18 protein-coding genes are annotated in these 25,354 nt (G+C 70.9%); 9 read left to right on the top strand and 9 right to left on the bottom strand.

Translation table 11 applies throughout. The annotated features are described in order from the left end of the window. Window positions 1-70 precede the first annotated feature (70 nt). Genes N798_RS16175 through N798_RS16165 form a run of 3 tightly spaced genes read left to right on the top strand, consistent with a single transcriptional unit; the run spans window position 71 to window position 4,038 of the window. On the top strand, window positions 71-2,398 hold the full coding sequence (locus N798_RS16175; RefSeq protein WP_084100910.1) for a TRAP transporter permease: 2,328 nt from the start codon (window positions 71-73) through the stop codon (window positions 2,396-2,398). Beyond that, window positions 2,395-3,408, top strand: a complete 1,014-nt coding sequence (locus N798_RS16170; RefSeq protein WP_035950597.1) for a TAXI family TRAP transporter solute-binding subunit — start codon at window positions 2,395-2,397, stop codon at window positions 3,406-3,408. The genes N798_RS16175 and N798_RS16170 overlap by 4 nt, the downstream gene beginning before the upstream one ends. Window positions 3,409-3,444: 36 nt before the next feature. After that, window positions 3,445-4,038 (top strand): hypothetical protein, encoded by a 594-nt coding sequence (locus N798_RS16165; RefSeq protein WP_035950594.1) that lies wholly within the window; start codon window positions 3,445-3,447, stop codon window positions 4,036-4,038. 93 nt (window positions 4,039-4,131) lie between these two features. Here the strand turns inward: N798_RS16165 and glgP are convergent, their stop codons facing one another. Next, complete coding sequence (gene glgP / locus N798_RS16160) at window positions 4,132-6,732, bottom strand: alpha-glucan family phosphorylase (RefSeq protein ID WP_035950593.1); 2,601 nt, start codon at window positions 6,730-6,732, stop codon at window positions 4,132-4,134. A gap of 110 nt (window positions 6,733-6,842) precedes the next feature. Here glgP and N798_RS16155 point away from each other — a divergent pair, with 110 nt between their 5' ends. The 6 genes from N798_RS16155 to N798_RS16130 all read left to right on the top strand — a co-directional run bounded on the left by N798_RS16155 (window position 6,843) and on the right by N798_RS16130 (window position 17,246). Further along, the gene (locus tag N798_RS16155) at window positions 6,843-8,888 is read left to right on the top strand and encodes an alpha-1,4-glucan--maltose-1-phosphate maltosyltransferase (RefSeq protein ID WP_035950590.1); all 2,046 of its coding nucleotides are present in this window, start codon (window positions 6,843-6,845) and stop codon (window positions 8,886-8,888) included. A gap of 4 nt (window positions 8,889-8,892) precedes the next feature. After that, the gene (gene treS, locus N798_RS16150) at window positions 8,893-10,623 is read left to right on the top strand and encodes a maltose alpha-D-glucosyltransferase (RefSeq protein WP_035950587.1); all 1,731 of its coding nucleotides are present in this window, start codon (window positions 8,893-8,895) and stop codon (window positions 10,621-10,623) included. Further along, window positions 10,616-12,106 (top strand): maltokinase N-terminal cap-like domain-containing protein, encoded by a 1,491-nt coding sequence (locus N798_RS16145; protein WP_052117462.1) that lies wholly within the window; start codon window positions 10,616-10,618, stop codon window positions 12,104-12,106. Before treS ends, N798_RS16145 begins: the two co-directional genes overlap by 8 nt. Beyond that, complete coding sequence (gene glgB, locus N798_RS16140) at window positions 12,103-14,499, top strand: 1,4-alpha-glucan branching protein GlgB (protein WP_084100907.1); 2,397 nt, start codon at window positions 12,103-12,105, stop codon at window positions 14,497-14,499. The genes N798_RS16145 and glgB overlap by 4 nt, the downstream gene beginning before the upstream one ends. After that, on the top strand, window positions 14,496-16,160 hold the full coding sequence (gene pgm / locus N798_RS16135) for a phosphoglucomutase (alpha-D-glucose-1,6-bisphosphate-dependent) (RefSeq protein ID WP_035950584.1): 1,665 nt from the start codon (window positions 14,496-14,498) through the stop codon (window positions 16,158-16,160). Before glgB ends, pgm begins: the two co-directional genes overlap by 4 nt. A gap of 165 nt (window positions 16,161-16,325) precedes the next feature. Further along, the gene (locus N798_RS16130; RefSeq protein ID WP_035950581.1) at window positions 16,326-17,246 is read left to right on the top strand and encodes an endonuclease domain-containing protein; all 921 of its coding nucleotides are present in this window, start codon (window positions 16,326-16,328) and stop codon (window positions 17,244-17,246) included. A gap of 87 nt (window positions 17,247-17,333) precedes the next feature. Here N798_RS16130 and N798_RS16125 read toward each other — a convergent pair whose 3' ends face one another. The 8 genes from N798_RS16125 to N798_RS16090 all read right to left on the bottom strand — a co-directional run bounded on the left by N798_RS16125 (window position 17,334) and on the right by N798_RS16090 (window position 25,326). Beyond that, the gene (locus tag N798_RS16125) at window positions 17,334-18,599 is read right to left on the bottom strand and encodes an ATP-grasp domain-containing protein (protein WP_035950578.1); all 1,266 of its coding nucleotides are present in this window, start codon (window positions 18,597-18,599) and stop codon (window positions 17,334-17,336) included. An 84-nt stretch (window positions 18,600-18,683) separates the two neighbouring features. Beyond that, window positions 18,684-19,430 carry an alpha/beta hydrolase-fold protein gene (locus tag N798_RS16120; RefSeq protein WP_035950575.1) on the bottom strand — a complete coding sequence of 249 codons (747 nt, stop codon included), beginning with the start codon at window positions 19,428-19,430 and terminating at the stop codon, window positions 18,684-18,686. Between the two features lie 5 nt (window positions 19,431-19,435). Further along, window positions 19,436-20,488 carry an alpha/beta hydrolase gene (locus tag N798_RS16115; RefSeq protein ID WP_052117461.1) on the bottom strand — a complete coding sequence of 351 codons (1,053 nt, stop codon included), beginning with the start codon at window positions 20,486-20,488 and terminating at the stop codon, window positions 19,436-19,438. 1 nt (window position 20,489) lies between these two features. Continuing rightward, entirely contained in the window at window positions 20,490-21,491 is a 1,002-nt protein-coding gene (locus N798_RS16110; protein WP_035950573.1) for a tetratricopeptide repeat protein, read from the bottom strand. 73 nt (window positions 21,492-21,564) lie between these two features. After that, window positions 21,565-22,572, bottom strand: coding sequence for a hypothetical protein (locus N798_RS16105; RefSeq protein ID WP_156971779.1), 1,008 nt, complete (start codon window positions 22,570-22,572; stop codon window positions 21,565-21,567). Beyond that, entirely contained in the window at window positions 22,569-23,222 is a 654-nt protein-coding gene (locus N798_RS16100; RefSeq protein WP_035950568.1) for a hypothetical protein, read from the bottom strand. The genes N798_RS16105 and N798_RS16100 overlap by 4 nt, the downstream gene beginning before the upstream one ends. A 162-nt stretch (window positions 23,223-23,384) precedes the next feature. Beyond that, a complete protein-coding gene (locus N798_RS16095; protein WP_035950566.1) occupies window positions 23,385-23,921 on the bottom strand; it encodes a MarR family winged helix-turn-helix transcriptional regulator in 537 nt (178 codons plus the stop codon). Window positions 23,922-24,045: 124 nt separating this feature from the next. After that, window positions 24,046-25,326, bottom strand: a complete 1,281-nt coding sequence (locus N798_RS16090) for a PfkB family carbohydrate kinase (protein ID WP_229708317.1) — start codon at window positions 25,324-25,326, stop codon at window positions 24,046-24,048. Window positions 25,327-25,354: the final 28 nt, after the last annotated feature.

The following is a 25,354-nucleotide window of genomic DNA, read 5'->3' as shown; positions in this document are numbered from 1 at the left end:
TTCGTCCGTCGCCAGATGGGCGACCCGCCACCGGCCCGAACGGCCCATCCTCTGACTAGGTTGGGGTGCCATGGGTCGACCAACGGAGGTCACGCGGTCCGGCGACGACGTCGAGCGGACGGTGCCTCCGGACCCTGCCGACGCACCCGCCGGCTCCGCTGACGCCCGCTCCGCCGGCGACTCGTCCGCCACGACGTCGACGAGCCTGCGCGAGGTCCGCGAGGAGTCGACGACCGACGTCGAGGGGCTCATCGGCGAGTACGACGAGGAGCGCCCCGGCCGCCGCCTGTCCCCCCGGCTCGACGAGGTCCTCACCGCCGTCTGCTTCCTCGTGTCGATGTTCGTGCTCTACCAGGTGTTCTCGCCGCTGCGGCAGGGCGGGCAGTACTACCTCATCCTCTTCCTCGCCGCGGTCCTCCCCCTCGTCTTCGTCTGCTACCGCGCCACCCGTCGACGCGCACGCGCGAGCGAGACCGAGCGGGACGGCATACGCGACGACACCGAGGCGACCACGGCGCAACCGGAGCGACCGGCGCGACCGGCGCGACCGGCGCCCGGCAGCGACGACCCCGGCATCCTCGACTGGGCCCTCGCCGCCCTCGCCCTGCTCGTCTGCCTCTACCCCGTCCTCCCGGTGACGATCGGCGACGGTGGCGGCGGGTTCAACGCCTTCCTCGACCGGCAGGGCTCGCTCGGCGCCGTCGACGTCGCGATGGGCACGCTGCTGCTGCTCCTCGTCATCGAGGCGACCCGCCGCACGACCGGGCTCGTCCTGCCCATCGTCTGCGCGGTCTTCCTCGCGTTCGCCTACTACGGCGGCTTCCTGCCCGTGTCGTGGTCGATCAGCCACGCGGGCATGAACTTCGGCGACATCATCAACGGCCTCTACAACGACGCGTCCGGCTTCTTCGGCATCCCGCTCGACGTCGCCGCGACCTACATCGTCCTCTTCACGATCTATGGCGCGGTGCTCGAGGCGACCGGTGCGAGCCGCTTCTTCATCGACATCTCGTTCGCGGCGTTCCGCAAGAGCTCGAGTGCGCCCGGTCGCACCGTGGCGCTGAGCGGCTTCCTCCTCGGCACCGTGAGCGGCTCCGGCACCGCGACCGCCGTGAGCCTCGGCTCGGTCTCGTGGCCGATCCTCAAACGAGCGGGCTACCCCCGTGAAGCCGCCGGCGGCATGCTCGCCGCGGCCGGCATCGGCGCGATCCTCTCGCCCCCGACCCTGGGCGCCGCGGCGTTCATCATCGCGGAGTACCTCGGCGTCAACTACCTCCAGGTGCTGCTCTGGGCGACGATCCCGACGCTGCTCTACTACCTCGGCATCATCCTCGCCGTCGAGATGGACGCCCGCCGCTTCGGCGCCCGCGAGGTGCACGTCGCGACCCGCAGCGCGCTCCAGCTCCTCATGCGCTTCGGCTACCACTTCCTCTCGCTCTTCGTCATCGTCGGCTTCCTCGCGCTCGGCATCCCGCCCTTCAAGGCGGTCGTCTACGCGACCGGTGTCGCCGCCCTCTTCGGCCTCGTCGAGCGCCTCGTCTCGGGCCGCGATCCGCTCGACCCCGACGCGTCGCGACTCCCGCTCCCCCAGGCACTGCGCGCGTATGCCGTGGACCTCTATCGCGGTCTCGCCATGGGTGTGCGTTCGGTCCTGCCCGTCGCCTCGGTGTGCGCCGCGGCGGGCATCATCACCTCGGTCATCGTCAAGACCGGCATCGGCCAGTCGCTCGCGTCGATGCTCGTGTCCGCGGCGCAGGCGCTCACGAGCAACGAGACCGGGGTGCTCGTCCTCACCGCGGTCTTCGCGGCCGTGGCGATCGCCGTGCTCGGGCTCGCGGTGCCGGTGACGGCGTCGTTCATCATCGCGTGGGTCGTCATCGGCCCGGCGCTGCAGACGCTCGGGGTGAGCGCGCCGGAGACGGCGATGTTCATCTTCTACTACGCCGTCCTCTCCGAGGTCTCACCGCCGACGGCTCTGGCGGCCGTCGCCGCATCGGCGATCACCGGTGGTGACGCGATCCGGACGATGTGGAACGCGTGGAAGTACACGCTGCCCGCCTTCCTCGCGCCGCTCGCCTTCGTCATCACCGACAACGGCTCGCACCTGCTCATGCAGGGCGACGCGCTCTCGATCGTCTGGACGACGGTGGTGTCGATGCTCGCCGTCGCCGCGCTCGCGGTCATCACGGGCGGCTGGCTCTTCGGCCCGGTCAAGCCCGTCGTCCGCGCCCTCTGCGTCCCCGCCGCCGGGCTCCTGCTCTATCTGCAGCCGTTCTCGATCGGCGTCGGGCTCGTCTTCCTCGCCGCCGCCGTGGCCCTCGCGTGGTTCACGAGGGCGAGCACACGGCATACCCCCACAGCTGACGAAGGCACCACCAAACTGGAGGAAAAGGCATGAGTCGCAACCGAGTTCGCACATCCGTCGTCGCGGTGGCCGCGGTCACCGCACTGGCCCTCGCCGGCTGCGGTGGCAAGCAGGACCGCACCAGCGACTCCGCGGCGAGCGGGGGATCTGGAGGAGACGACTGCACGGCGAGCGCCGGCCAGATCACCATCGCGACGGGCAACAGCACGGGCGTCTACTACGCGCTCGGCGGTGGCCTCGCGCAGGTCATCAGCGCCAACACCGAGCTCAAGGCGACCGCGGCCGAGACCGGTGCATCGGTGCAGAACATCCAGCAGCTCGTCGACAAGAAGTACGACATCGCGTTCTCGCTCGCCGACACCGCGGCCGACGCGGTGACCGGCAAGGGCGCGTTCGAGGGCAAGAAGGCCGACGTCAAGGCTCTCGCGCGGATCTACTCGAACTACACGCAGGTCGTCGTGTCGAAGAAGTCGGGCATCACGAAGGTCGAGGACTTCAAGGGCAAGCGCATCTCGACCGGCTCGCCGAAGTCGGGCACCGAGGTCATCGCCAACCGGCTCATCCAGGCTGCCGGGCTCGACCCGGCCAAGGACGTGCAGGCGCAACGGCTGGACCTCACCAAGACCGTCGACGGCATGAAGGACGGCAGCATCGACGGGCTCGTGTGGTCCGGTGGCCTGCCGACCGGCGGTATCACCGACCTCATGACGGCGATGGGCGACCAGGTCCAGTTCATCGACATCACTCCCCTGCTGCCGAAGCTCAAGGAGGTCAACCCGGTCTATGCCGAGGACGTCATCCCGGCGGCGACCTACAAGACGCCGGCGGACGCGAAGACGGTCGTCGTGCCCAACGTGCTGCTGGTCCGTTCGGACATGTCCGAGAACAACGCCTGCGCGCTGACCAAGCTGCTCTTCGACAAGAAGGCCGACCTCGAGAAGGTGCACCCGGCGGCCAAGGACCTCGACCCGGCGACGGCCAAGGAGTCCGAGCCGGTCGAGCTGCACCCGGGGTCGCAGAAGGCGCTCGACGAGCTCGGCTGAGGCTCGATCGACGGGGACGGAACGACAGGGCCGTCGATGGGCAAGGTCTTCGCGCGGCCGTTCGTGCTGCTCCCACTCGGCGTCGTGTTCCTCGTCGTCGGTCTGTTCACGGCTCTCAACGCGGTCGGCGCCGCCCGGTGGGGTGGCGTCGTCGCGGAGGGCCGGACGTGCGGGAGCGAGGCGAGCGGGATGTGCCTCGTGCGCACCGACGTCACGGTCGACGGTCCCCACTACTCACGGCGGGATGCGGGCGACGACTGGGACCTCGAGCCGGCGTCGGGACGTGCCGAGGAGGTGTCGCTGCCTGACCGGGCCTCGGCGAGACTGCGGGGCGCCGAGGTGACCCGCGGCGTCATGCTCTCGCAGCCCGACGGCGACGTCGTCGGACTCGAGGCTGCCGGCGAGCGGGTCGCGACGACGTGGACCGGGACCTACGGCGCGCTGCAGCGGGTCGGCCTCGGGCTGCTGGCCGGAGGTCTGGGTGCCGGGCTCGTCGTCGTGGCGCTGCGGATGCGGCGGGCGGTCGGCTGGACCGGCCATGAGCCGGTCCAGAAGCACGGCTCCGCGGCCGTGGCCCTGCCCGTCGTCCTCGGCTTCGTCCTCTGGATGCTGCCCCGCTTCATCTGGTGAGGGGCCGGCATACGGAGGAAAGGTTGAGGGTCCGGAGGGAAATGTTCCCTCCGGACCCTCAACGTTCCCGCATGGGGAGCAAAAGCTGGGGCGTCAGGCGGTGGCGACGAGGCCGAGGCTCGCGGGCGTCGCGAGGCCGGCGTGCTTGGGCACGACCCGCACCGTGTAGCCGAACGCGCCACTCGTCTTGAGCACGAGGTCGCCGGAGAACTGGTGGCGGCCCTGCTCGTAGGTCTCGGAGTGGTGCAGCGGCAGCGTCGTCACGTCGTGCAGCTCGTCGCCGCGGTGGTTCGTGCGGCCGTGCGCCACCTGCACCTCGACGTCGGCCGGGTCGAGCCCGTCGAGCGAGACGTAGGCGTTGACGTGGAGGGTCTCGCCGATCTCGGGGCTGTCGCCGAGACCGGTCGACTCGACGTGGTCGACGCTCACCTTGGGCCAGGCCTCCTTGACCTTCGTGGCGTATGCCGCGAGGTCCTTCGCGCCGGCATAGTCACCATCGCGCATCGCCCATCCGGAGCGGGCCGCGGGGACGTAGAGACGCTCGGTGTACTCGCGCACCATGCGGCTCGCGCGGACCTTCGGGCCCAGGGTCGACACCGTGTGCATCACCATGGCGAGCCAGTTCTGCGGGAGGTCGTTCTCGTCGACGTCGTAGAAGCGCGGCGCGACCTGGTTCTCGATGAGGTCGTAGAGCGCGTTGGCCTCGATGTCGTCGCGGCGGTCGGGGTCCTCGACACCGTCGGCGGTCGGGATCGCCCACCCGTTGTTGCCGTCGAACCACTCGTCCCACCAGCCGTCGAGGATCGAGAGGTTGAGGGCGCCGTTGAGGGCGGCCTTCATGCCCGACGTGCCCGACGCCTCGAAGGGACGCAGCGGGTTGTTGAGCCAGACGTCGCAGCCCGGGTAGAGGTGCTGGGCCATCGCGATGTCGTAGTTCGGCAGGAAGGCGATGCGGTGCCGGACCTCGGGGTCGTCGGTGAACTTGATCATCTGCTGGATGAGCTGCTTGCCGGTCTCGTCCGCCGGGTGCGACTTGCCGGCGATGACGATCTGGATCGGGCGCTCGGGGTCGAGCAGCAGCTTCTTGAGGCGGGCGGGGTCGCGCAGCATGAGCGTGAGCCGCTTGTAGGTCGGCACGCGGCGGGCGAAGCCGATCGTGAGGATGTCGGGGTCGAGGATCTCGTCGGTCCAGCCGAGCTCGGCCGAGGAGGCGCCGCGCTTGACCCACGACGCGCGCATCCGGGCCCGGGCCTCGCGGACGAGCTGCTCGCGCAGCTGTCGCTTGGTCGCCCAGACCTCGTCGCGCGGGAGGTCGGCCATCGCCTTCCACGAGTCCGTGCTGTCGAGCACGGTCGTGTCGATGTCGACCGCGTCGGAGTGCCGGTCGGCGAGCTCGTAGACCTTGCGGTCGACCCACGTCGGGCCGTGGACGCCGTTGGTGATGCTCGTGATCGGCACCTCGTCGGCGTCGAAGCCCGGCCAGAGGCCGTCGAACATGTCGCGGCTGACGACACCGTGGAGCTTCGAGACGCCGTTGGCGCGCTGGGCGATGCGGAGCCCGAGGACGGCCATGTTGAAGACCGAGGCGTCGCCGCCCTCGTAGGTCTCGGCGCCGAGCGCGAGGAGGCGGTCGAGCGGCACGCCGGCGGGGGCGAGGTCGCCGCCGAAGTAGATCTCGATGAGGCGGCGCTCGAACCGGTCGATGCCGGCGGGCACCGGCGTGTGCGTCGTGAAGACGGTCGCGGCCCGGACGGCCTCGAGCGCCTCGTCGAAGGAGAGGCCGGCGCTCGTGACGAGCTCGCTGATCCGCTCGATGGCGAGGAAGCCCGCGTGGCCCTCGTTGGAGTGGTAGACGTCGGGCGTCGGGGCGCCGGTGAGGCGCGACCACAGGCGCAGGGCGCGGACGCCGCCGATGCCGAGGAGCATCTCCTGCTGGAGGCGCTGCTCGCCGCCGCCGCCGTAGAGGCGCTCGGTCACGGCGCGGGCGGCGTCGTCGTTGCCGGTGACGTCGGAGTCGAGGAGGAGCAGCGGCACGCGACCGACCTGCGCGCGCCACACCTGGGCGCGGATCTCACGGCCACCGGGAAGCCCGAGGACAATGTGGCACGGCGTGCCGTCCTCCTCGCGGAGCAGCGACAGGGGCAGGCCGTCGGGGTCGAGGACGGGGTAGTCCTCCTGCTGCCAGCCGTCGCGGTTGAAGCTCTGGCGGAAGTAGCCGGTCTTGTAGAAGAGGCCGACCCCGACGATCGGCACGCCGATGTCGGAGGCGGACTTGAGGTGGTCGCCGGCGAGGATGCCGAGGCCACCGGAGTACTGCGGCAGGGCGGCGGCGATGCCGTACTCCGGGCTGAAGTAGGCGATCGACGACGGAGCACCGGCGTCACCCTGCTCCGCGGACCACTGCTGGTACCAGCGGTCCTCCCCGAGGTAGCGGTCGAGGCCCTGCTTCGCCTCCTCCACGCGGGCGACGAAGGCGTCGTCGGCGGCGAGGGCGTCGAGCTCCTCGACGGACGTCGCCGAGAGCATCGCCACCGGGTCGGCGCCGACGGAGGCCCACCGCTTGGGGTCGATGCTCTCGAAGAGGTCGCGCAGCGGGGGGTGCCAGCTCCAGCGCAGGTTCATCGCGAGGTCGCCCAGCGGGGCGATGCGGGCGGGCAGGACGGGGCGGACGCTGAAGCGACGGATGGCCTTCACGAGGGTGCATCCTAAGGTCACGCCCCGGCGTGGCGGAAACGTTTCCGCCCACTGTTTCCGACTGCGGTCACAACTCGTCCCCGACGGCACGAGGACGATAGCGTCGGCACGTGACCGCAACGCCGCTGAGCACTCCTCCCCAGTCCCCCATCGGCCGCATCCCCGTCCTCGACGTCGAGCCCCTCGTCGACGGAGGGGCCCGACCCACGAAGTGCGTGGTCGGAGAGCAGTTCCTCGTCAGCGCGACCGTCCTGCGCGAGGGCCACGACGCCGTCGGCGCGTCGGTCGTCCTCACCGACCCGGATGGCGTCGACCACGTCTCGCCGATGGTCTGCACCAACCCCGGGCTCAACGCCTGGGAGGCCACGGTCGCCGCGGATCGTCCCGGCATGTGGACGTTCCGCGTCGAGGGATGGTCCGACCCGTTCGGGACCTGGGAGCACGACGCGACCATCAAGGTCCAGGCGGACGTCGACACCGACCTCATGCTCGCGGAGGGCGCACTCTTCCTCGAGCGGGCCGCCGAGTCCGAGGGCCGCAGCCCCGCGGGCCGCGACATCGTCCTCACCGGGCTCACGGCCCTCACCGACGACAGCCGTCCCCCGCTGGCGCGGCTGTCGGCCGTGACCCACGGACCGGTGCACGAGGAGCTGACGACCACCCCGGTGAGGGACCTCGTGAGCCCGAGCACGGCATACCCGCTCCTCGTCGAGAGGGAGCTCGCGCTCACCGGCGCCTGGTACGAGTTCTTCCCCCGCAGCGAGGGCGCGGTCTACGACGACACGACGCACGAGTGGCGCTCGGGCACGCTGCGCACGGCGGCCAAGCGGCTCACCGCGGTGGCGGGCATGGGCTTCGACGTCATCTACCTCACGCCCATCCACCCGATCGGCCAGGCGGCGAAGAAGGGTCCCAACAACACCCTCGACGCCGGACCCGAGGACCCGGGCAGCCCCTACGCCATCGGCTCCCCCGACGGCGGGCACGACGCGATCCACCCCGACCTCGGCACGTTCGACGACTTCGACGCCTTCGTCGCGGAGGCGCGGCGTCTCGGGCTCGAGGTCGCCATGGACATCGCGCTCCAGTGCTCGCCCGACCACCCGTGGGTCAAGGAGCACCCGGAGTGGTTCACGACGCGTGCGGACGGGACCATTGCCTTCGCCGAGAACCCGCCGAAGAAGTACCAGGACATCTACCCGCTCAACTTCGACAACGACCCCGCGGGTGCCTACGCCGAGATGCGCCGGATGGTCCAGGTCTGGATCGACCACGGCGTCACGCTCTTCCGTGTCGACAACCCGCACACGAAGCCGGTCGAGTTCTGGCAGTGGCTCATCCAGGACGTCGCGCGTGACCACCCGGAGATCATCTGGCTGAGCGAGGCGTTCACGAAGCCGGCGATGATGCGCACCCTCGCCAAAGTCGGCTTCCAGCAGAGCTACACCTACTACGCGTGGCGCAACACCAAGCCCGAGCTGCAGGAGTACGTCGAGGAGCTCGCCACCGAGACCGCGCACTACATGCGACCGAGCTTCTGGCCGACGACGCACGACATCCTCACTCCCTACATGCAGTTCGGCGGGCCCGCGGCGTGGAAGCTGCGCGCGGCGCTCGCGGGCACCCTCGTCCCGACCTACGGCATCTACGCCGGCTACGAGCTCATGGAGCACGTCGCGCGCCCGGGCGCCGAGGAGCAGATCGACAACGAGAAGTACCAGTACAAGAACCGGCACTGGGAGGACTACGAGCCCGGCGGGTCCCGGGAGGGGCAGTCGCTCGCGTGGTACCTCAGGCGGCTCAACGAGATCCGGCGCGCCCACCCGGCGCTGCACTGGCTGCGCAACATCACCTTCCACCACGTCGACGACGAGAACATCATGGCGTTCAGCAAGCGGCGCGTCGTCCCGGCCGACCCGACGACCGGCGCACCGGAGCACGAGGACGTCGTCATCGTCATCGCCAACCTCGACCCGCACAGCACCCGCTGGAGCCGCGTCGTCTTCGACATGCCCGCGATGGGGCTCCACCCCGACGAGGGCTTCCGCGCGCACGACCTCATCACCGACCAGTGGTGGGACTTCCTGCGCGAGACCATGGTCCACCTCGGACCGGACCACGAGCCGGTCCACATCATCGAGCTGAAGAGGTACTGACGACGTGACGGCGACGCAAGGACTCGGACTCCCCCAGCCGGGGCTCAAGCACGATCCCGAGTGGTTCAGGACGGCCGTCTTCTACGAGGTGCTCGTCCGGGCCTTCGGTGACTCCAACGGGTCCGGCGCCGGCGACTTCCAGGGCGTCATCAACCGGCTCGACTACCTCCAGTGGCTCGGCGTGGACTGTCTCTGGCTGCCGCCGTTCTATGCCAGCCCCCTGCGTGACGGCGGCTACGACATCGCCGACTACACGCAGGTGCTCCCCGAGTTCGGCACGCTGCCGGAGTTCCAGCAGCTCATCACCGAGGCGCACGCCCGCGGCATCCGGATCATCACCGACTTCGTCATGAACCACACGAGCGACCAGCACCCGTGGTTCCAGGCCTCGCGCAGCGACCCCGAGGGTCCCTACGGCGACTTCTACGTCTGGTCCGACACCGACGACAAGTACACCGACGCCCGCATCATCTTCATCGACACCGAGACCTCGAACTGGACCTTCGACCCGATCCGGCGCCAGTTCTTCTGGCACCGCTTCTTCAGCCACCAGCCGGACCTCAACTTCGAGAACCCAGCCGTCCACGACGCGATGTTCGAGGTCGTCCGCTTCTGGATGGACATGGGCATCGACGGCTTCCGCCTCGACGCCGTGCCCTACCTCTACGAGGAGGAGGGCCACAACGGCGAGAACCACCCGAAGACGCACCAGTTCCTCGCCAAGCTGCGCAGGATGGTCGACGAGGAGTACCCGGGCCGCATCCTGCTCGCCGAGGCCAACCAGCCGCCCGCCGACGTCGTCGACTACTTCGGCACCGAGGACGACCCCGAGTGCCAGATGTGCTTCCACTTCCCGGTCATGCCGATGCTCTACTACTCGCTGCGCGAGCAGAAGGCGCAGCCGATCATCGACGTCCTCGCCGAGACGCCCGCGATCCCCGCGGGCACGCAGTGGGGCACCTTCCTGCGCAACCACGACGAGCTCACCCTCGAGATGGTGACGCCGGAGCAGCGTGCCGCGATGTACGGCTGGTACGCCCCCGACCCCCGCATGCGCGCCAACGTCGGCATCCGGCGCCGCCTCGCTCCCCTGCTCGACAACAGCCGTGCCGAGATCGAGCTCATCCACGCCCTCGTGCTCTCGCTCCCCGGTTCGCCGTGCCTCTACTACGGCGACGAGATCGGCATGGGCGACAACATCTGGCTCAACGACCGCGACGCCGTCCGCACGCCGATGCAATGGACCCCGGACCGCAACGCGGGGTTCTCGGCGGCCGACCCGGGCAAGCTCTACCTGCCCGTCATCTCCTCGCTCGTCTACCACTACAACGGCGTCAACGTCGAGGCGCAGATGGCGACCGGCCACTCTCTGCTGCACTGGCTGCGCGGCATGCTCGGCGTCCGCCGGCTGCACCCGGCCTTCGGCCTCGGCGACTTCGTCATCACGCCGACCGACAACGAGTCGATCCTCGCCTTCACGCGCTCGTGGTCGGGCGACCGCGACCACCCGGGCGAGACGGTGCTCTGCATCAACAACCTCTCGGACAAGCCGCAGGCGGCGACGATCCAGCTGCCGGAGCACCTCGGCGAGAAGCAGCTCTTCGACCTCTTCGGTGGCGCGAACTTCCCGTGGATCGCCGCCGACGGCCGCGTGACGATCACGATGGGCAGCCGCGACTTCTTCTGGCTGCGCGTCGGCGAGGAGAGCCGGTCGGAGGCGCAGCACCGTGGCTGAGCTCCACAAGGGCGCCACCCTCACGCCGACGAAGGTCGAGCTCGTGCAGGCGTGGATGGGCTCACAGCGCTGGTATGCCGGCAAGGGCACCTCCCCCGACGTCCGTCGCCTCACGTCGTGGAGACTCGGCGACCCCGCGGGCGAGGTGGGTGTCGAGGTCCTCGTCGTCGCCGACGCCTCGGGACCCCGGCCCGTCGTCTACCAGGTGCCGCTCACCTACCGCGGCGCGCCGCTCGAGGGTGCCGAGCACGCCCTCGTCGGCACGATGGAGCACTCGGTCCTCGGACCGCGCTGGGTCTACGACGCACCGCACGACCCCGTGTATGCCGGTCAGCTCCTCGAGCTCGTCCAGGGCCGGGTGCATGCGGAGTCCACGGCCGCGAGCGACGCCTTCGACGACACCGTCGTGGCGACACCGGGTGCGGCGTGGTCGCGCGACGTGCGCGTCGTCGGTTCGCGCGTGCTCTCGGGCGAGCAGTCCAACACCTCGGTCATCCTCGACTGCGAGGACTCCTCCGGTGCGTCGGTGCCGGTCATCGTCAAGGTCTTCCGCATGCTCTCGGCCGGCGAGAACCCCGACGTCGTGCTCCAGTCGGCGCTGCGCGAGGCGGGATGCGCCCGCGTGCCCGCCGTCGTCGGGTCGGTCGCCGGGCAGTGGCCCGAGCCCGACGGGAGCGGTGAGCCGTCCGCGGAGGGTGAGCGAACGGCATACGGGCACTTCGCCTTCGCGCAGGAGTTCCTGCCGGGGGTCGAGGACGCGTGGCGCGTGGCCGCCGCCGCCGTGCGCTCGGGTGAGGACTTCAGCGGTCCGGCGCGCGCCCTCGGCGAGGCCACGGCCGAGGTGCACGCGACCCTGGCCGAGGCGCTCGGCACGACGCCCACCGACCAGAAGGTCGTCCGTGAGATCCTCGGCGGGATGCGCCTGCGCTATGCCACGGCGGCCGCCGAGGTGGGTGCGCTGCACCACCTGGAGGACGCCGTCGGGTCGGTGCTCGACGCCGCCGAGAACGCGAGCTGGCCTGCGCTGCAACGGATCCACGGCGACTACCACCTAGGTCAGGTGCTCCACACGCCTGATGGCGGATGGGTGCTCCTCGACTTCGAGGGTGAGCCGCTGCGGCCGCTGTCCGAGCGCGTCCAGCCCGACCAGTGGATCCGCGACATCGCCGGCATGCTCCGCAGCTTCGACTACGCCGGTGGCGCCGTCGAGCACGAGACCGGAGGCTCAGCGCGCGAGTGGGTGACGACGGCGCAGCAGGCGTTCCTCGACGGCTACGCCGCGACCGCCGGTGAGGACCCACGCGACCGGGCCGCCCTGCTCGCCGCGTTCGAGCTCGACAAGGCGATGTACGAGGTCGTCTACGAGGTGCGCAACCGCCCGGCGTGGGTCGACATCCCGCTCGCGGCCATCGAGCGCCTCGCATCCGGGTTCCAGCAGCACGCCGCAGCCCCGCAGTCCCACTCCCAGGAGGACACCCCGTGACCCCGACACCCGCCCACGAAGTCAGCGGCGCGATCAACGCGCTCATCCATGGGCGCCACCAGCAGCCGCACGACCTGCTCGGACAGCACCTCGAGGACGGAGGCCTGCGGATCCGGGCGATGCGGCCGATGGCTGCGTCGGTGCGGGTGCGCTTCGCCGACGGCGAGGAGCTGGCGCTCGAGCACGAGGCCGAGGGCGTGTGGTCGGCCGTGCGTCCGGGCACGACCGAGACGATGGACTACCGGCTGCTCGTCGACTGGGGCGACGGCTACGAGCACGTCCAGGACGACCCCTACCGCTTCGCCCCCACGCTCGGCGAGGTCGACCTGCACCTCGTGGGCGAGGGGCGTCACGAGCAGCTGTGGACCGTGCTCGGTGCCCGCGTGCACGAGTACCCCGGCCCGCTCGGCGCGGTGCGTGGCACGTCGTTCGCGGTGTGGGCCCCGCGTGCCAAGGCGGTGCGGGTCGTCGGCGACTTCAACGGCTGGGACGGCCGGATCCACCCGATGCGGCTCATCGGCAGCAGCGGCGTGTGGGAGCTCTTCGTGCCCGGCGTCGGCGCGGGCGCGACCTACAAGTACGAGATCCGTGGCGCCGACGACATCGTGCGCACCAAGGCCGACCCAATGGCTCGACGCACCGAGGAGCCGCCGCGCACCGGCTCGGTCGTCGACGAGGCACGGCACACGTGGCGTGACGACGAGTGGATGGCCAGGCGCGCCGAGTCGAACCCGCACACCGGCCCGATGAGCGTCTACGAGGTGCACCTCGGCTCGTGGCGACAGGGCCTGACCTACCGCGAGCTCGCCGAGCACCTCGTCAACTACGTCGTCGACCTCGGGTTCACCCACGTCGAGTTCCTGCCCGTCATGGAGCACCCCTACGGCCCGTCGTGGGGCTACCAGGTCACCGGCTACTACGCCCCGACGTCGCGCTTCGGGACGCCGGACGACTTCAAGTACCTCGTCGACACCCTGCACCAGGCCGGGATCGGCGTCATCCTCGACTGGGTGCCCGGGCACTTCCCGCGGGACGAATGGGCGCTCGCCCGCTTCGACGGGCTCCCCCTCTACGAGCACCCGGACCCGCGGCGCGGCGACCAGCCCGACTGGGGCACGCACATCTTCGACTTCGGCCGCCTCGAGGTGCGGAACTTCCTCGTCGCCAACGCGCTCTACTGGCTCGAGGAGTTCCACGTCGACGGGCTGCGCGTCGACGCCGTCGCCTCGATGCTCTACCTCGACTACTCGCGCAAGGACGGCGAGTGGCTGCCCAACGTCCACGGCGGCCGTGAGCACCTCGAGGCGATCGGGCTGCTCCAGGAGACGAACGCCACGGCATACAAGCGGGTCCCCGGCATCGTGACGATCGCCGAGGAGTCGACGTCGTGGCCGGGTGTCACCAGGGCGACGAGCGAGGGCGGCCTCGGCTTCGGGCTCAAGTGGAACATGGGCTGGATGAACGACTCGCTGCGCTACCTCGGCGAGGAGCCCTACCACCGCCAGCACCACCACGGGCTGCTCACCTTCGCGCTCATGTATGCCTTCAGCGAGAACTACGTCCTGCCGATCAGCCACGACGAGGTCGTCCACGGCAAGGGCTCGCTCGTCAACAAGGCGCCGGGCAACCGCACCGACCAGCTCGCCACCGTGCGGGCGTTCCTCGCCTACATGTGGGCGCACCCGGGCAAGCAGCTGCTCTTCATGGGCTGCGAGTTCGCGCAGCCGAGCGAGTGGGCCGACGGCAAGTCGCTCGACTGGTGGCTGCTCGACCAGCCGGCGCACTACCGCGTGCACAACCTCGTCAAGGAGCTCAACCGCGTCTACCGCGAGCACCCGGCGCTCTGGGCGCTCGACAGCCAGCCCGCCGGGTTCGAGTGGCTCGACGCCGACGACAACGGCGGCAACACCTACTCCTTCGTCCGCTTCGCCGAGCCGTCGCGACAGGGCGGCGACGTCGTCGCGTGCGTCGTCAACTTCGGCGGCGACGCCAAGGAGTGGCTGCGCGTCGGTGTGCCGTCGGGTGGACAGTGGAAGGTCGTCCTCGACACGAGCGGCTACGACCAGCACGGCACCCCCAGCCAGGCCGACCTCGTCCTCGACGCCGTCGAGGAGCCGTGGAACTCGCAGCCCTGGCACGTCGTCGTGCGGCTGGCCGGGCTCACCGCCCTCTACCTCGCGCCCGTCGTCGAGGAGGGTGGCGAGGACGCCCATGACGCCGCCGACGCGACGGAGGACACGACGGAGGAGCCGGTCGCCGAGCCGGCGCCGACCCGCCCGCCGGCACCGCAGCAGTCGGTCCGCGACGACGTGCCCGCCCCCGGGACGGCGTCGAAGATGCGGCACCGCACCGTCACCATCCCCACCCCGGCGATCGAGGAGCAGGAACGATGACCGAGTCCCGCGCGGGGCAGCCCGCCCAGCCCTCCGACCTCGTCGACGTGCCGCACCTCGTCACGTCCTACTACGCGCTCAAGCCGGACCCCGACGACGTCGACCAGCAGGTCGCCTTCGGCACGTCGGGGCACCGCGGCTCGTCGCTCAACACGGCGTTCAACGAGGACCACATCCTCGCGACGACCCAGGCGATCGTCGACTACCGCCGCGAGCAGGGATTCGACGGGCCGCTCTTCCTCGGGCGCGACACCCACGGCCTGTCCGAACCCGCGTGGGCGTCTGCCCTCGAGGTGCTCGCCGCCAACGACGTCACCGTGCTCGTCGACTCCGCCGACCGCTACACCCCCACCCCCGCGGTGTCGCACGCGATCCTCGTCGCCAACCGCGGCAAGGTCTCCGGCGTCGACCGTATGCCGTCCGGTGCCGGTCTCGCGGACGGCATCGTGGTCACGCCGTCGCACAACCCGCCGAGCGACGGCGGGTTCAAGTACAACCCGCCGCACGGCGGACCCGCAGACTCGGACGCGACGAAGGTCATCGCCGCCCGTGCCAACGAGCTCATCAAGGTCGGTCTCGAGGGCGTGAAGCGAATCCCCTTCTCGCGAGCACGTGCCGGCGCGACGGCATACGACTTCCTCGGGACCTACGTCGCCGACCTGCCCTCGGTCGTCGACCTCGCCCGGATCAAGGAGGCGGGCGTCCGTATCGGCGCCGACCCGCTCGGCGGCGCAGCCGTCGACTACTGGGGCGCCATCGCCGACCGGCACGGGATCGACCTCACCGTCGTCAACCCCCTCGTCGACGCGACGTGGCGCTTCATGACGCTCGACTGGGACGGCAAGATCCGCATGGACTGCTCCTCCCCCAGCGCCATGGCCTCACTCATCGGCCGCAAGGACGACTACGACATCGCGACCGGCAACGACGCGGACTCCGACCGGCACGGCATCGTCACGCCCGACGCCGGGCTCATGAACCCGAACCACTACCTCGCCGTGGCGATCCAGTACCTCTACGGCGGCGCCCGTCCGCAGTGGCGCGAGGACGGGTTCGTCGGCAAGACGCTCGTGTCGAGCTCCATGATCGACCGCGTCGCCGAGGACCTCGGGCGGCGACTCGTGGAGGTGCCGGTCGGGTTCAAGTGGTTCGTGCCGGGGCTGCTCGACGGCTCCGGCCCCTTCGGTGGCGAGGAGTCGGCGGGCGCGTCGTTCCTGCGGATGGACGGCTCGGTGTGGACGACCGACAAGGACGGCATCATCCTCGCGCTGCTCGCGTCCGAGATCCTCGCGGCGACCGGCAAGAGCCCGAGCGAGCACTACGCCGAGCTCACCGCGAAGCACGGCGCACCGGCATACGCCCGCATCGACGCCCCGGCGAACCGCGAGCAGAAGGCCCGTCTGGGGGCGCTCAGCGCCGACGGAGTGAGTGCCGAAAGCCTTGCGGGAGAGCCGATCACGGCCAAGCTCACCGAGGCGCCGGGCAACGGTGCCGCGATCGGCGGGCTCAAGGTCGTCACCGAGTCCGCCTGGTTCGCGGCGAGGCCGAGCGGCACCGAGGACGTCTACAAGATCTATGCCGAGTCGTTCAGGGGCGAGGAGCACCTGGCTCAGGTGCAGGCCGAGGCCAAGGAGGTCGTCGACGCCGCCCTCGGCACCTGAGCGATACCCGCAAAGGTGAACGACCGGGCTCGCGAGCCCACATGCTGCTCCCGAGCCTCGTTGATGAGGCTCGGGAGCAGCATGTGGGGCTCGGGAGCCCCGCCGTCTCGGGCTCCCTGTGGAGAACGCCGCGGCGTCGGGCGGCATCTGGAGCACCCTGAGCGGATGAGCCACCTGCCCCACTCCCTTGCCCGACTCGCCCGCGACCACCGAGGGCTCGTCACGCGACGCCTCGCCCTCGCGGCGCACGTGACGCCCGGCGTGCTCGAGGCCTCGGTGCGTTCGGGGAGCCTGCACCGGATCAGGCCAGGCCTGCTCGTCGAGACGTCGGTGTGGGAGGCGGCACCGGCGCACACACGCTACGAGCTGACTGTCCGTGGGGTGCTCGTCGACCGCCCGCAGTGGCTCGCCTCGCACCACGCCGCCCTCGCCCTCCTCGGCCTGCCCCTGTTCGCGGTGGACACCTCCGTGGTCGATGTCGTCGCGGCCGTGCGGACGAGCAAGCGCCGGACCGGGCACCACGTCCACGTGGCCACCGCGGCCCAGCGCGCGCTCATCTCCCACCCAACGGCCACCTCAGTGAGCGTGCCGGACGCGTGCGTGCTCACCGCTGTCGGCAGCGGCGTGGAGGCCGGCGTGGTCGCCATGGACGCCGCACTCAAGCGTGGAATGACGACCGTCAGTGCACTGTCCCAGAGCCTGGTCGAGCTCGCGGTGCGCTATCGCACGGGTCAGGCGCGCGGCGCCATCGCGGCCGTGGACCCGTCGTGCGAGTCCCCCGGTGAGACGCGGACGCGCCTCATCCTTGTCGGGGCGGGGTTGGACGTGCGGTCACAGGTCTCGCTGAGCGACGCCGACGGCTTCATGGGACGTGTCGACTTCCTCGTCGGCGAGCGCGTCGTGGTGGAGTTCGACGGTGCAGTCAAGTACGACGGCCTCGACGGCAGGCGTGCCCTCATCGAGGAAAAGCGCCGTGAGGACCGGCTGCGGGCCGCCGGGTTCCGGGTCGTCCGGGTGACGTGGAGCGACCTGAGGCGGCCGGAGGCACTCGTTGCCCGTATCCGTGGTCTGCTCGCCGCCGCCTGAGCGATGGGCTCGCGAGCCCTCATGCCGCCCCCGAGCCCCGTTGACGAGGCTCGGGAGCGGCACCCGGGCTCGCGAGCCCGGGAGCGTTCAGGCGTCGGCTCGCGAGCCCAGCCGGTGCTGCTCGTCGCTCAGCCACATGCCGAGCAACCCACCGAAGTGGCCCTCGAACTTCTCCCACTCGTGCGGCGGGTAGGTCTGGTGGATCGTCGTCTGGAGCAGCGTGCGGAACTCCTCGGACCCGACCCACTCGTGCACCATCTCGTCGACGTGCGGCAGCGAGGTCTCGCAGAACTCCCGGTAGCGCTCGGTCTCGAAGTGGTCGTCCGCCAGGCCTTGGTATGCCGTGAGCTTGGCCGAGTAGTCGAGCCCCTCGTCGTCGGCGATCGCGAACCACGGGTCCGTGTCGACCTGGGTCCGCGCCTTGCGACCGGTGACGGTGCAGAAGATCGACCAGCGCAGCAGCGCCTTCATCGCCCACGGGAAGTAGTAGTGCAGCGAGGTCACGGCGACGTCGGGGCAGGCGTTGGCGTAGTCGATGGGATAGACGACGCCGTCGCGCACGAGCATCTCGCAGGAGTTGAACTCCCACCGGAAGAAGGCGTTGACGGTCTGGGCGATGGTGACCGCCTCGCGACCGGTCTCCTCGGCGAGGAAGCCGTGCTCCACGGCATACCGGTTGTGCATGGGCTCGTCGGGCTGGAACTTCATCGTCATCGTCTCGGGTCCGATGGTGAGCGCGCGGGCGAAGACCTCGAACCCGTCGACGGCCTTCTGGAGGTGCATGAGCATCTCGCCGGAGTCGTCGTAGGCGTGGTGCAGCGCCTCGCGGTCCTTGATCATCGACACACCGCGCCAGGCGCCGCCGTCGAAGGGCTTCATGAACATCGGGTAGCCGAGCTCGTCGGCGATGGCGTCGAGGTCGAAGCTCTTGTTGTAGCGGCTCGACGTGTAGGCCCACCGCGCGTTGTCGACGGGGTTCTTGTAGGGGACGAGCACGGTGTCGGGCACGTGCATCCCGAGCCGCATGAGCGCGCAGTAGGCCGAGTGCTTCTCCATCGACTGGAACGTGAACGGGCTGTTGAGCAGGTAGACGTCGTCCATGAGCGAGACCTTCTTGAGCCACTCACGGGGGTGGTAGTACCAGTGCGCCAGCCGGTCGATGACGAGGTCGTGCCGGGGCTTGTCGCGCAGGTTGAAGGGCTCGATGGTCAGCCGCTCCGAGCTCACCCGGTGGTCGGCACCGTCCGCCGTGCGGATCACCCCGAGCCGCCTCGCCAACGCCTCGAAGGCGGTGGGCCAGTCGTCCTCCGCGCCGAGCAGGAGCCCGATGAGGTGGTCGGTCTTCGGTGCCATGTGCGTTCCCTTCGTCGGGTGCTGCGGTGGTCCGGTCGGTGCGCTGGGTCGTGGTGGGTGCGGTCGGGGCAGGTGGGTGAGGGGTCAGACGAACCGTGGCAGGTGGTGTGCGAGCTGGCGGCGCCACCACGGCCAGTCGTGCGCGCTGTCGTGCCCCCAGACGTCGAGCTCGTGACGGATCCCCTGTCGCGCCAGCACCTCCGCGAAGGCGCGGGTCTGCGGCAGCGACTGCGTCGGCGACACCTCGAAGGGCCCCTCCCCCACGACGAGCAGCACCGAGAGCCGCGACCGCAGCCACTCGAGGTGGTCGCCGTGCAGACCCGGCACGTATGCCGCGGGGTTGGCGAAGTAGGTCGCGTCACCGAGGTCGCCCCACGAGTTCCACGTCGTCGGGTCGTAGTTGCCGGAGAAGCCCATCGCGAGGGTTGCGACGTCGGCGCGCTGGAGCGCGAACTGGACGGCGTGGTAGGCCCCGAGCGAGACCCCGAAGGTGATGAGGTCGAGCGTCCCGCCGGTCTCGCCCGCGACCCACGGAACGACCTGCTCGTCGAGCCATGCCTGGTAGCCGCCGTGGCGGGCCGCCCGCTCGTCGGTCGGAACGGTGTTGTCCGACCACGTGAAGCCGTCCATGGAGTCGACCGCGAAGATGCTCACCCGGCCGGCGTCGACGAGGTCGCGCACGGCGTCGAGCATGCCGTTGGCCTCGAAGTCCCCGGCGCTCCCACCCTCGCTGGGGAAGGCGAGCAGCGGTCGGCCCCAATGGCCGTGCCGCACCACCCTGAGTTGGGCGTCGTGACCCGGCACGGGGAGGAACACCTCGGCCTGGGGCATGGGCCCTATCCTTGCGCGTCCCCCCACAGGTCGCGCAACACCTGCGTGAGATGTGGGTCGAGCGCGTCCCGCCACGCGGTGTAGTTGTGCAGGTCCGCGACCTCGACGTGCGTGACGTCGTGACCTGCCCTGCGCAGCGCTGCGGCCATGTCGCGGTTGTTGGCCGCGTTCTCCTCGAGCGCCCCGCACGTCATGCCGATCCGCAGCGGCCGTGCGGTCTCACGGGTGTCGATGACCTCCTGCACGCGCCGCGAGATGCGGCCGAAGTACTTGTAGTCGCTCTCCTGCCCGTCGTGCCGCGCCTGGAAGAACGAGCCGGACTGGCTGAAGACACCACCGATCTCGGGGACGTCGAGCAGCCCGACGAGTAGCGCGGTGAGCCCGCCGAGGCTCGCGCCCATGACGACGACCGGCCCGTCGATCGGCCCGTGCTCGTGCAGGCGCGCGATGCCCTGCCCCGCGATGGTCCGGAGGTACTTCGGCGAGCCGGAGTACCACGCGTCGCGCAGGACCGGGTGTGCCAGGGCGACCCTGTGCGGCGGCAGCTCGGCGGCCGCGATCTTGGCGGCGCTGAACTGGATGATCGACGCGAGCTGGTCGTACTCCGGTCCGTCGTGGACGAGGAGCAGCGGCAGCGGCTGCCCGTCCGTCCCCTCCGGCGCCCACACTGTCACCGGCACGTCGTCGGCGGTCTCGCCCTCGAGTGCCATCGGGGTGAGGGTCCCCGCGACGGCAGGGGCCGACAGCCAGGACGGGACGGCATACCCCGGCATCTCCATGACCGAGCGCGAGCCGAAGGCGGTCTCGACGGTCACCGGGTTGTCCGGGTCGAGCACCGTCTCCATGCCGAGGCCGGTGGGGAGCGTGCGGGTGACGGTGAAGCGGTACTCCATGCGCTGGAGGTCCGGGCGCGGCAGCGCGAGCTCCCACTGGTCGCCGACGAGGGCGAGCTCGCGCGACCCCCGGATGACCGGATCGCAGTCGAGCATCACGGCGACCACGTCGTCGCTCGCGGGGTAGCGGAAGCGGACGTGGTCGTCGAGGAGCTTGGGCGGCACCTCAGAAGAGCGCGTTCATGAGCGCGGTGCGGCCCTTGCGCACGCGCTCGTCGTGGTTGCCCACGACGTTGAACAGCTCGAGGAGATGGGTGCGGGCCCGGTCGCGCTCGTCGCCCTCCGTCGCCTTGACGGTGTCGATGAGGCGGGTGAACGCGTCGGCGACGTGACCACCGAGGACGTCGAGGTCGGCGACCGCGATCTGCGCGTCGACGTCCTCCGGCGAGGCCGCGGCCGCGGCGCGGACCGCTTGGGCGTCGATGCCGTCGGTCCGCTGCATGAGCCGCACCTGCGCGAGACCGAGCTCTGCCTCGTGGTCCTTCGGGTCGGCGGCAAGCGCCTTTTCGTATGCCGTGGCAGCGGCCTCGAGGTCACCGCGGTCGATCGCGTCGTAGGCCTCCTGGATGAGGGGCGGCAGGGGCGGCAACTCGTCGTCGAGGTCGGCGCCGGCGGCCGGACCGAGGTCGACGCGGCCGGTGATGCCGTTCTGGACCGCGGCCTGGACGAGCTGGTCGAGCACGAGACCGATCTCCTCGTCCGGCGGGATGCCCGGGAAGAGGGGCACCGGCTGGCCCTGGAGGAGGCCGAACGTCACCGGGACGGTGAGCTGGCCGAAGGCCTGGACGATGACCTGCTGGAAGGCCTGGAGGATCCCCGGCGAGGTCTGCACGTCGGCCGACACGACGAAGACGCGTCCCTCGAGGCGGGCCGCGGCGGCGGCGACCCGCTCGGCGAGACCGACGGTCTGCTCGTGGGCAGAGGACCACAGGACGAGGACGGCGGGGACCTTGAGGGTCCGGTTCATCACCTCGGAGAACGTCGCGTCGGTGACGTCGACGAGCACCCCGTCGGGAAGGCCTGTCGGTCCCGGGGCACCAGTCGCGCCGGCCGCACCGGTCGGCGAGCCGGCGGGTCCGGCCTGGCCCGCAGTGGCGGCGCCACGGCCGAGGGCCGAGAGGTCGATGGCGCCTCGCGCGCCCGAGGGAGGGGTGGGGGTGCTGCTCATGGAAGTGATTCTGTCAAAGGCCGACCCGACCTCGCGCCCGGGGCGAGAGGTCGGGTCGGAAGCGACGCCGTGGTCACTGGGCCGTCGCGGAGACCATCTGCTCGTCCGCCCCGACGGTCGTCGCGGCTCCCTTGGCGGGCACGACCATGACGACGCTCTCGAGGCTCGTGATCGTCAGGCTCCTGCTGGCCTTCGTCTTGCCGACGAGCTTGCTGTAGGGCGCGGGGATGACGAGCTCCTTCGCGGCCTTGCTCGTCGAGATGACGTCACGTCGTGCCAGCTGGCCGAAGGTCACCGTGCCACCGTCCGCGAGGCGGAACGCGAGGGTGAACGCCTCGGACGGCGTGTGCACCTGGCTGAAGTATGCGAGCTTGCCGAGCGACTTCACCTGCGCTGCGGCGGAGGTGCGCAGCGCGTTCGCGTAGGCGTCCTTGGTGCCGACCGCCGGGTTGGCGACGGGCTTCGGGTAGGCCAGCCCACCGGCATACGCCGCGAGGGCCTGGGAGGGAGCGATCGGTGCGCCGGCCTTGTCGTCCGCACCGACGAGTGGCGCGCCCGAGGCGAGGTCGCCCATGGCCGGAACGCTCGTGCCGGCGAGCATCGGGACCGAGGCATGGATCTTGAAGGGGTCGGCGGGCGCCTTCGACAGGAGGACGTGCAGCGTCTGGGTCTTGCTCGCCTCGTCGAGGGTGCCGACGAGGATCGCGCGCGGCCACGCCTTGCCCTTCGAGACCGCGACGACCTGCGGGTCGGTGGCCTTCTGCAAGGGGTCGGAGGCGGCCACGGTGCCCAGCTTGGTCGCGGCCTGCGCCTGCGCCAGGGCTGCGCCCGCGAGGATGGCGCCCTGGGCCTTGCCGGCCTCGGCGCCCTTGGCGGCACGGGCCGCGACAGCGGCGTCGAGGACGCGGCTCGCGACCTTCGTGGCGCCGTCGACGTTGAGCGGCGCGACGTCGGTGCGCTCCGCGGGGGCGTCGTGGACGCCGACGACGGCGTTGCCGACGCCGCAGCCGGTGAGCGCGAGGGCGGACAGGAGGGCGACGACGGGGGTGGTCATCGCGCGGCGGGTCGTCGGGATTCTCATGCGTTCTCCTCCACGCGCGTTGCGGGCAGGGTGTCGGTGGTCGGCGTCGCGTTGCGGCGACGGCGGGTGCTCCACAGCAGGCTGAGACCGCTGAGGAGGAGGAAGAGGCCGACGAGGGCAGCGATGACGGACTGGACGAACCAGGACTTGCGCTCCCACGTGACGTCGACGCGCTCGATCTGGCCCTTCGTGGCCTGCGCGATGACGGTCTCGGGGGCGTTCTCCTGCTCGATGGTCATCGTCACCGCGCCGTTGCCGGTCTCGGTGTTGCGCCACACGTCGGTGCCGGCGAGCGCCGGTGCGGCGCCGGTGCCGGTGTTCTCGGTCCGGAGCTGCCACGGGCGCGTGCTCACCCCGGTGACCGTCGTGTGGGCGGTCGTGCCCAGTACGGCCTTCGCGTCCGAGGGTGCGGCTGCGGCGAGCCACACGGTCCCCCCGCTGCGCGGCGTGGCGGTCACGGTGACGTCGCCGTCGACGCGGTTGAGCACGGTCTGGGGGACGAGCACCGGCGTCGTGCCGGAGGCCGGCGAGCTGAAGGTCGCGGTTCCGCTTCCTCCGAGGTGGAGGGCGTACCAGAGGCCGACGGCGGTGAGCACCACGCCCAGGAGGGCGAGGAGGCCACCGGCGACCCGCTTGGCGAGCGTGGGCATGCGTGGTCCTTTGGTTGCATCAGGGACGGACCGAAATGTCTCATTTCGGTCACGGGCTTCCCTCAACCATGACAAACGACGGACGCCGGGGCCAAATCCCCGAGGGCCTCGGAAGGAGCGGCCACGGCCTCCTCCGGCCCTCGACGACGCCCCCGCGACCGGTCAGGACGTGTGCTCCTCCGACCCCTCGACGAAGTCTCCGGCGGCCACGCGCACACCCCTGAGCAGCGAGAACAGCGCGTCCTGCTCCTCCGGCGACAGCATCCCGAGCCCGAAGTCCGCCGACTCGAGGTCGGCGGTCGTCGCCTCCATCGCGGCCCGCCCGGTGTCGGTGATCACAGCGATGGCGCCGCGCCGGTCCTGCGGGTTGGGGACCCGTTCGACGAATCCCTGGGCGACGAGGCGCTGGATCGTGTTCGTCGCGCTCGTCGGGTGCACCATGAGCCGCTCGCCGATGCGGCCCATCGAGAGCCGGCCCTCGCGGCTGAAGGCAAGGAGCACGAGCGCCTCGTAGCGGGCGAAGGTCAGGCCGTGGCGCCCGGCGATGGCGTCGAACTCGGTGATGAGCAGCTGCTGGACGCGCATGATCGACGTCGCCGTGACCATGGGGCGCGAGCGGCTGCCCTCGCCCCACCGAGCGCGCCAGAGGTCACCGGCACGGGCGATCGGGTCGAAGGGCAGCCTGAGGTCCTTGGGCACAGGAGCAAACTAGCCGCCCGTCACCGCACGCCGACGTCGCGACCGGGAGAACGTCCCTCCCGCTCCGACCCGATGGGCGAGGCCGGCGCCGGCGAGGAGTGCGACCCGCGCGGTGCGGCGCGGTTCACGGGGTCTCGTTGAGAGGCAGGGTGGTGACGGGTGCTCCTGCGGCGGGTGTCCGCGGGACGTGCTGCTCCGGGTCCGCGGGCAGCGGCTCCGCGGCGGCAGGAGCCCCGGCACCCTGGCCGGCCGCGTCCGAGGCGGCCTGGGCGTCCGAGAGCTTGGCGACCTGGGCGTCGGAGAGCTTGGCGATCGTCGCGGCCGCTCGACGCACCGCTCCGCAGGGGACGTCGGCGACGAGGTCGTCGAGGAAGGAGAAGCGGCGCTGCACCGATCGGGCCGCGGCGTTCGACGTCGGCTGGCGGCGGACCCTGTGCCACCAGTCCGCGATGTCGCCCCAGCCCGGCGCGGCGAGCGACCCGCCGAACTCCTGGACGGCCAGGCTCGAGCAGAGGGTCGCGAAGTTCATCCGGTCGAGGAGCGGCCAGCCGGCGAGGGTGCCGACCAGCATCCCGGCGTCGAAGACGTCGCCGGCGCCGGTCGGGTCGATCGCCTCGACGCGCAGCGCCGGCACGACGGCCTCCTCGCCCGTCCCGGAGTCGATCGCCACCGCCCCCTCGCGCCCGTTGGTGACGACGGCGAGCGGCACGAGGTCGGCGAGCGCATAGAGCGCGTCGTGGGCGGAGTCGGTGCGCGTGTAGGCCATCGCCTCGACCGAGTTGGGCATGAAGGCGTGGCACTCCTCGAGCTGGGTGAGCAGCAGCGGCGACCACACCCCCGTCGGGTCCCAGCCGACGTCGGCGAAGAGCAGCGCTCCACCGGCTGCGGCGACATCGGCCCACTCGCGCTCGGGGTGGCCCTGGCCCAGCGGACGCTCGGCGTCGAGGTCGAGCAGCACCGAGCGGGCCCGCGGCACGGCGCCGATCATGTCGGTGGCCGACTCCGGCGCCGCATGCCCGTGGGTGATCATCCGCCGGTCTCCGTGCACCGAGACCGACACCGTGACCGGGGTGTGCCAGTGCGGGTAGCGCCGCGAGCGGGAGAGGTCGATCCCCTCCTGCTCCTCGAGGGAGCGCCAGCAGAACTCGCCGTAGTCGTCGTCGCCGAACGCCGCCCCGATCGAGGTGTTGAGTCCGAGCCGTGCCGCGGCGACGCCGAGGTTGGCGATCCCCCCCGGGCACGATCCCATGCCGTCGGCCCACACCTCGGTGCCGCTCTTGGGCATCGCCGCGAGCCCGGTGAAGATGATGTCGAGGAAGACGGTGCCCTGGACGAAGACGTCGACCTCGGGGTCGCCAGCACGCCTCAGCGAGGCGAGCGGGTCAAACGTCTGGTCCACCGGCACCTCGTCATCGTGGCCCGTCACCGCCGTC

The sequence above is a fragment of the Knoellia flava TL1 genome, from assembly GCF_000768675.1.
Taxonomy (GTDB): domain Bacteria; phylum Actinomycetota; class Actinomycetes; order Actinomycetales; family Dermatophilaceae; genus Knoellia; species Knoellia flava.
Note: the sequence above shows the minus strand (reverse complement) of the source record. Positions and strands in the feature narration are given on the sequence as shown.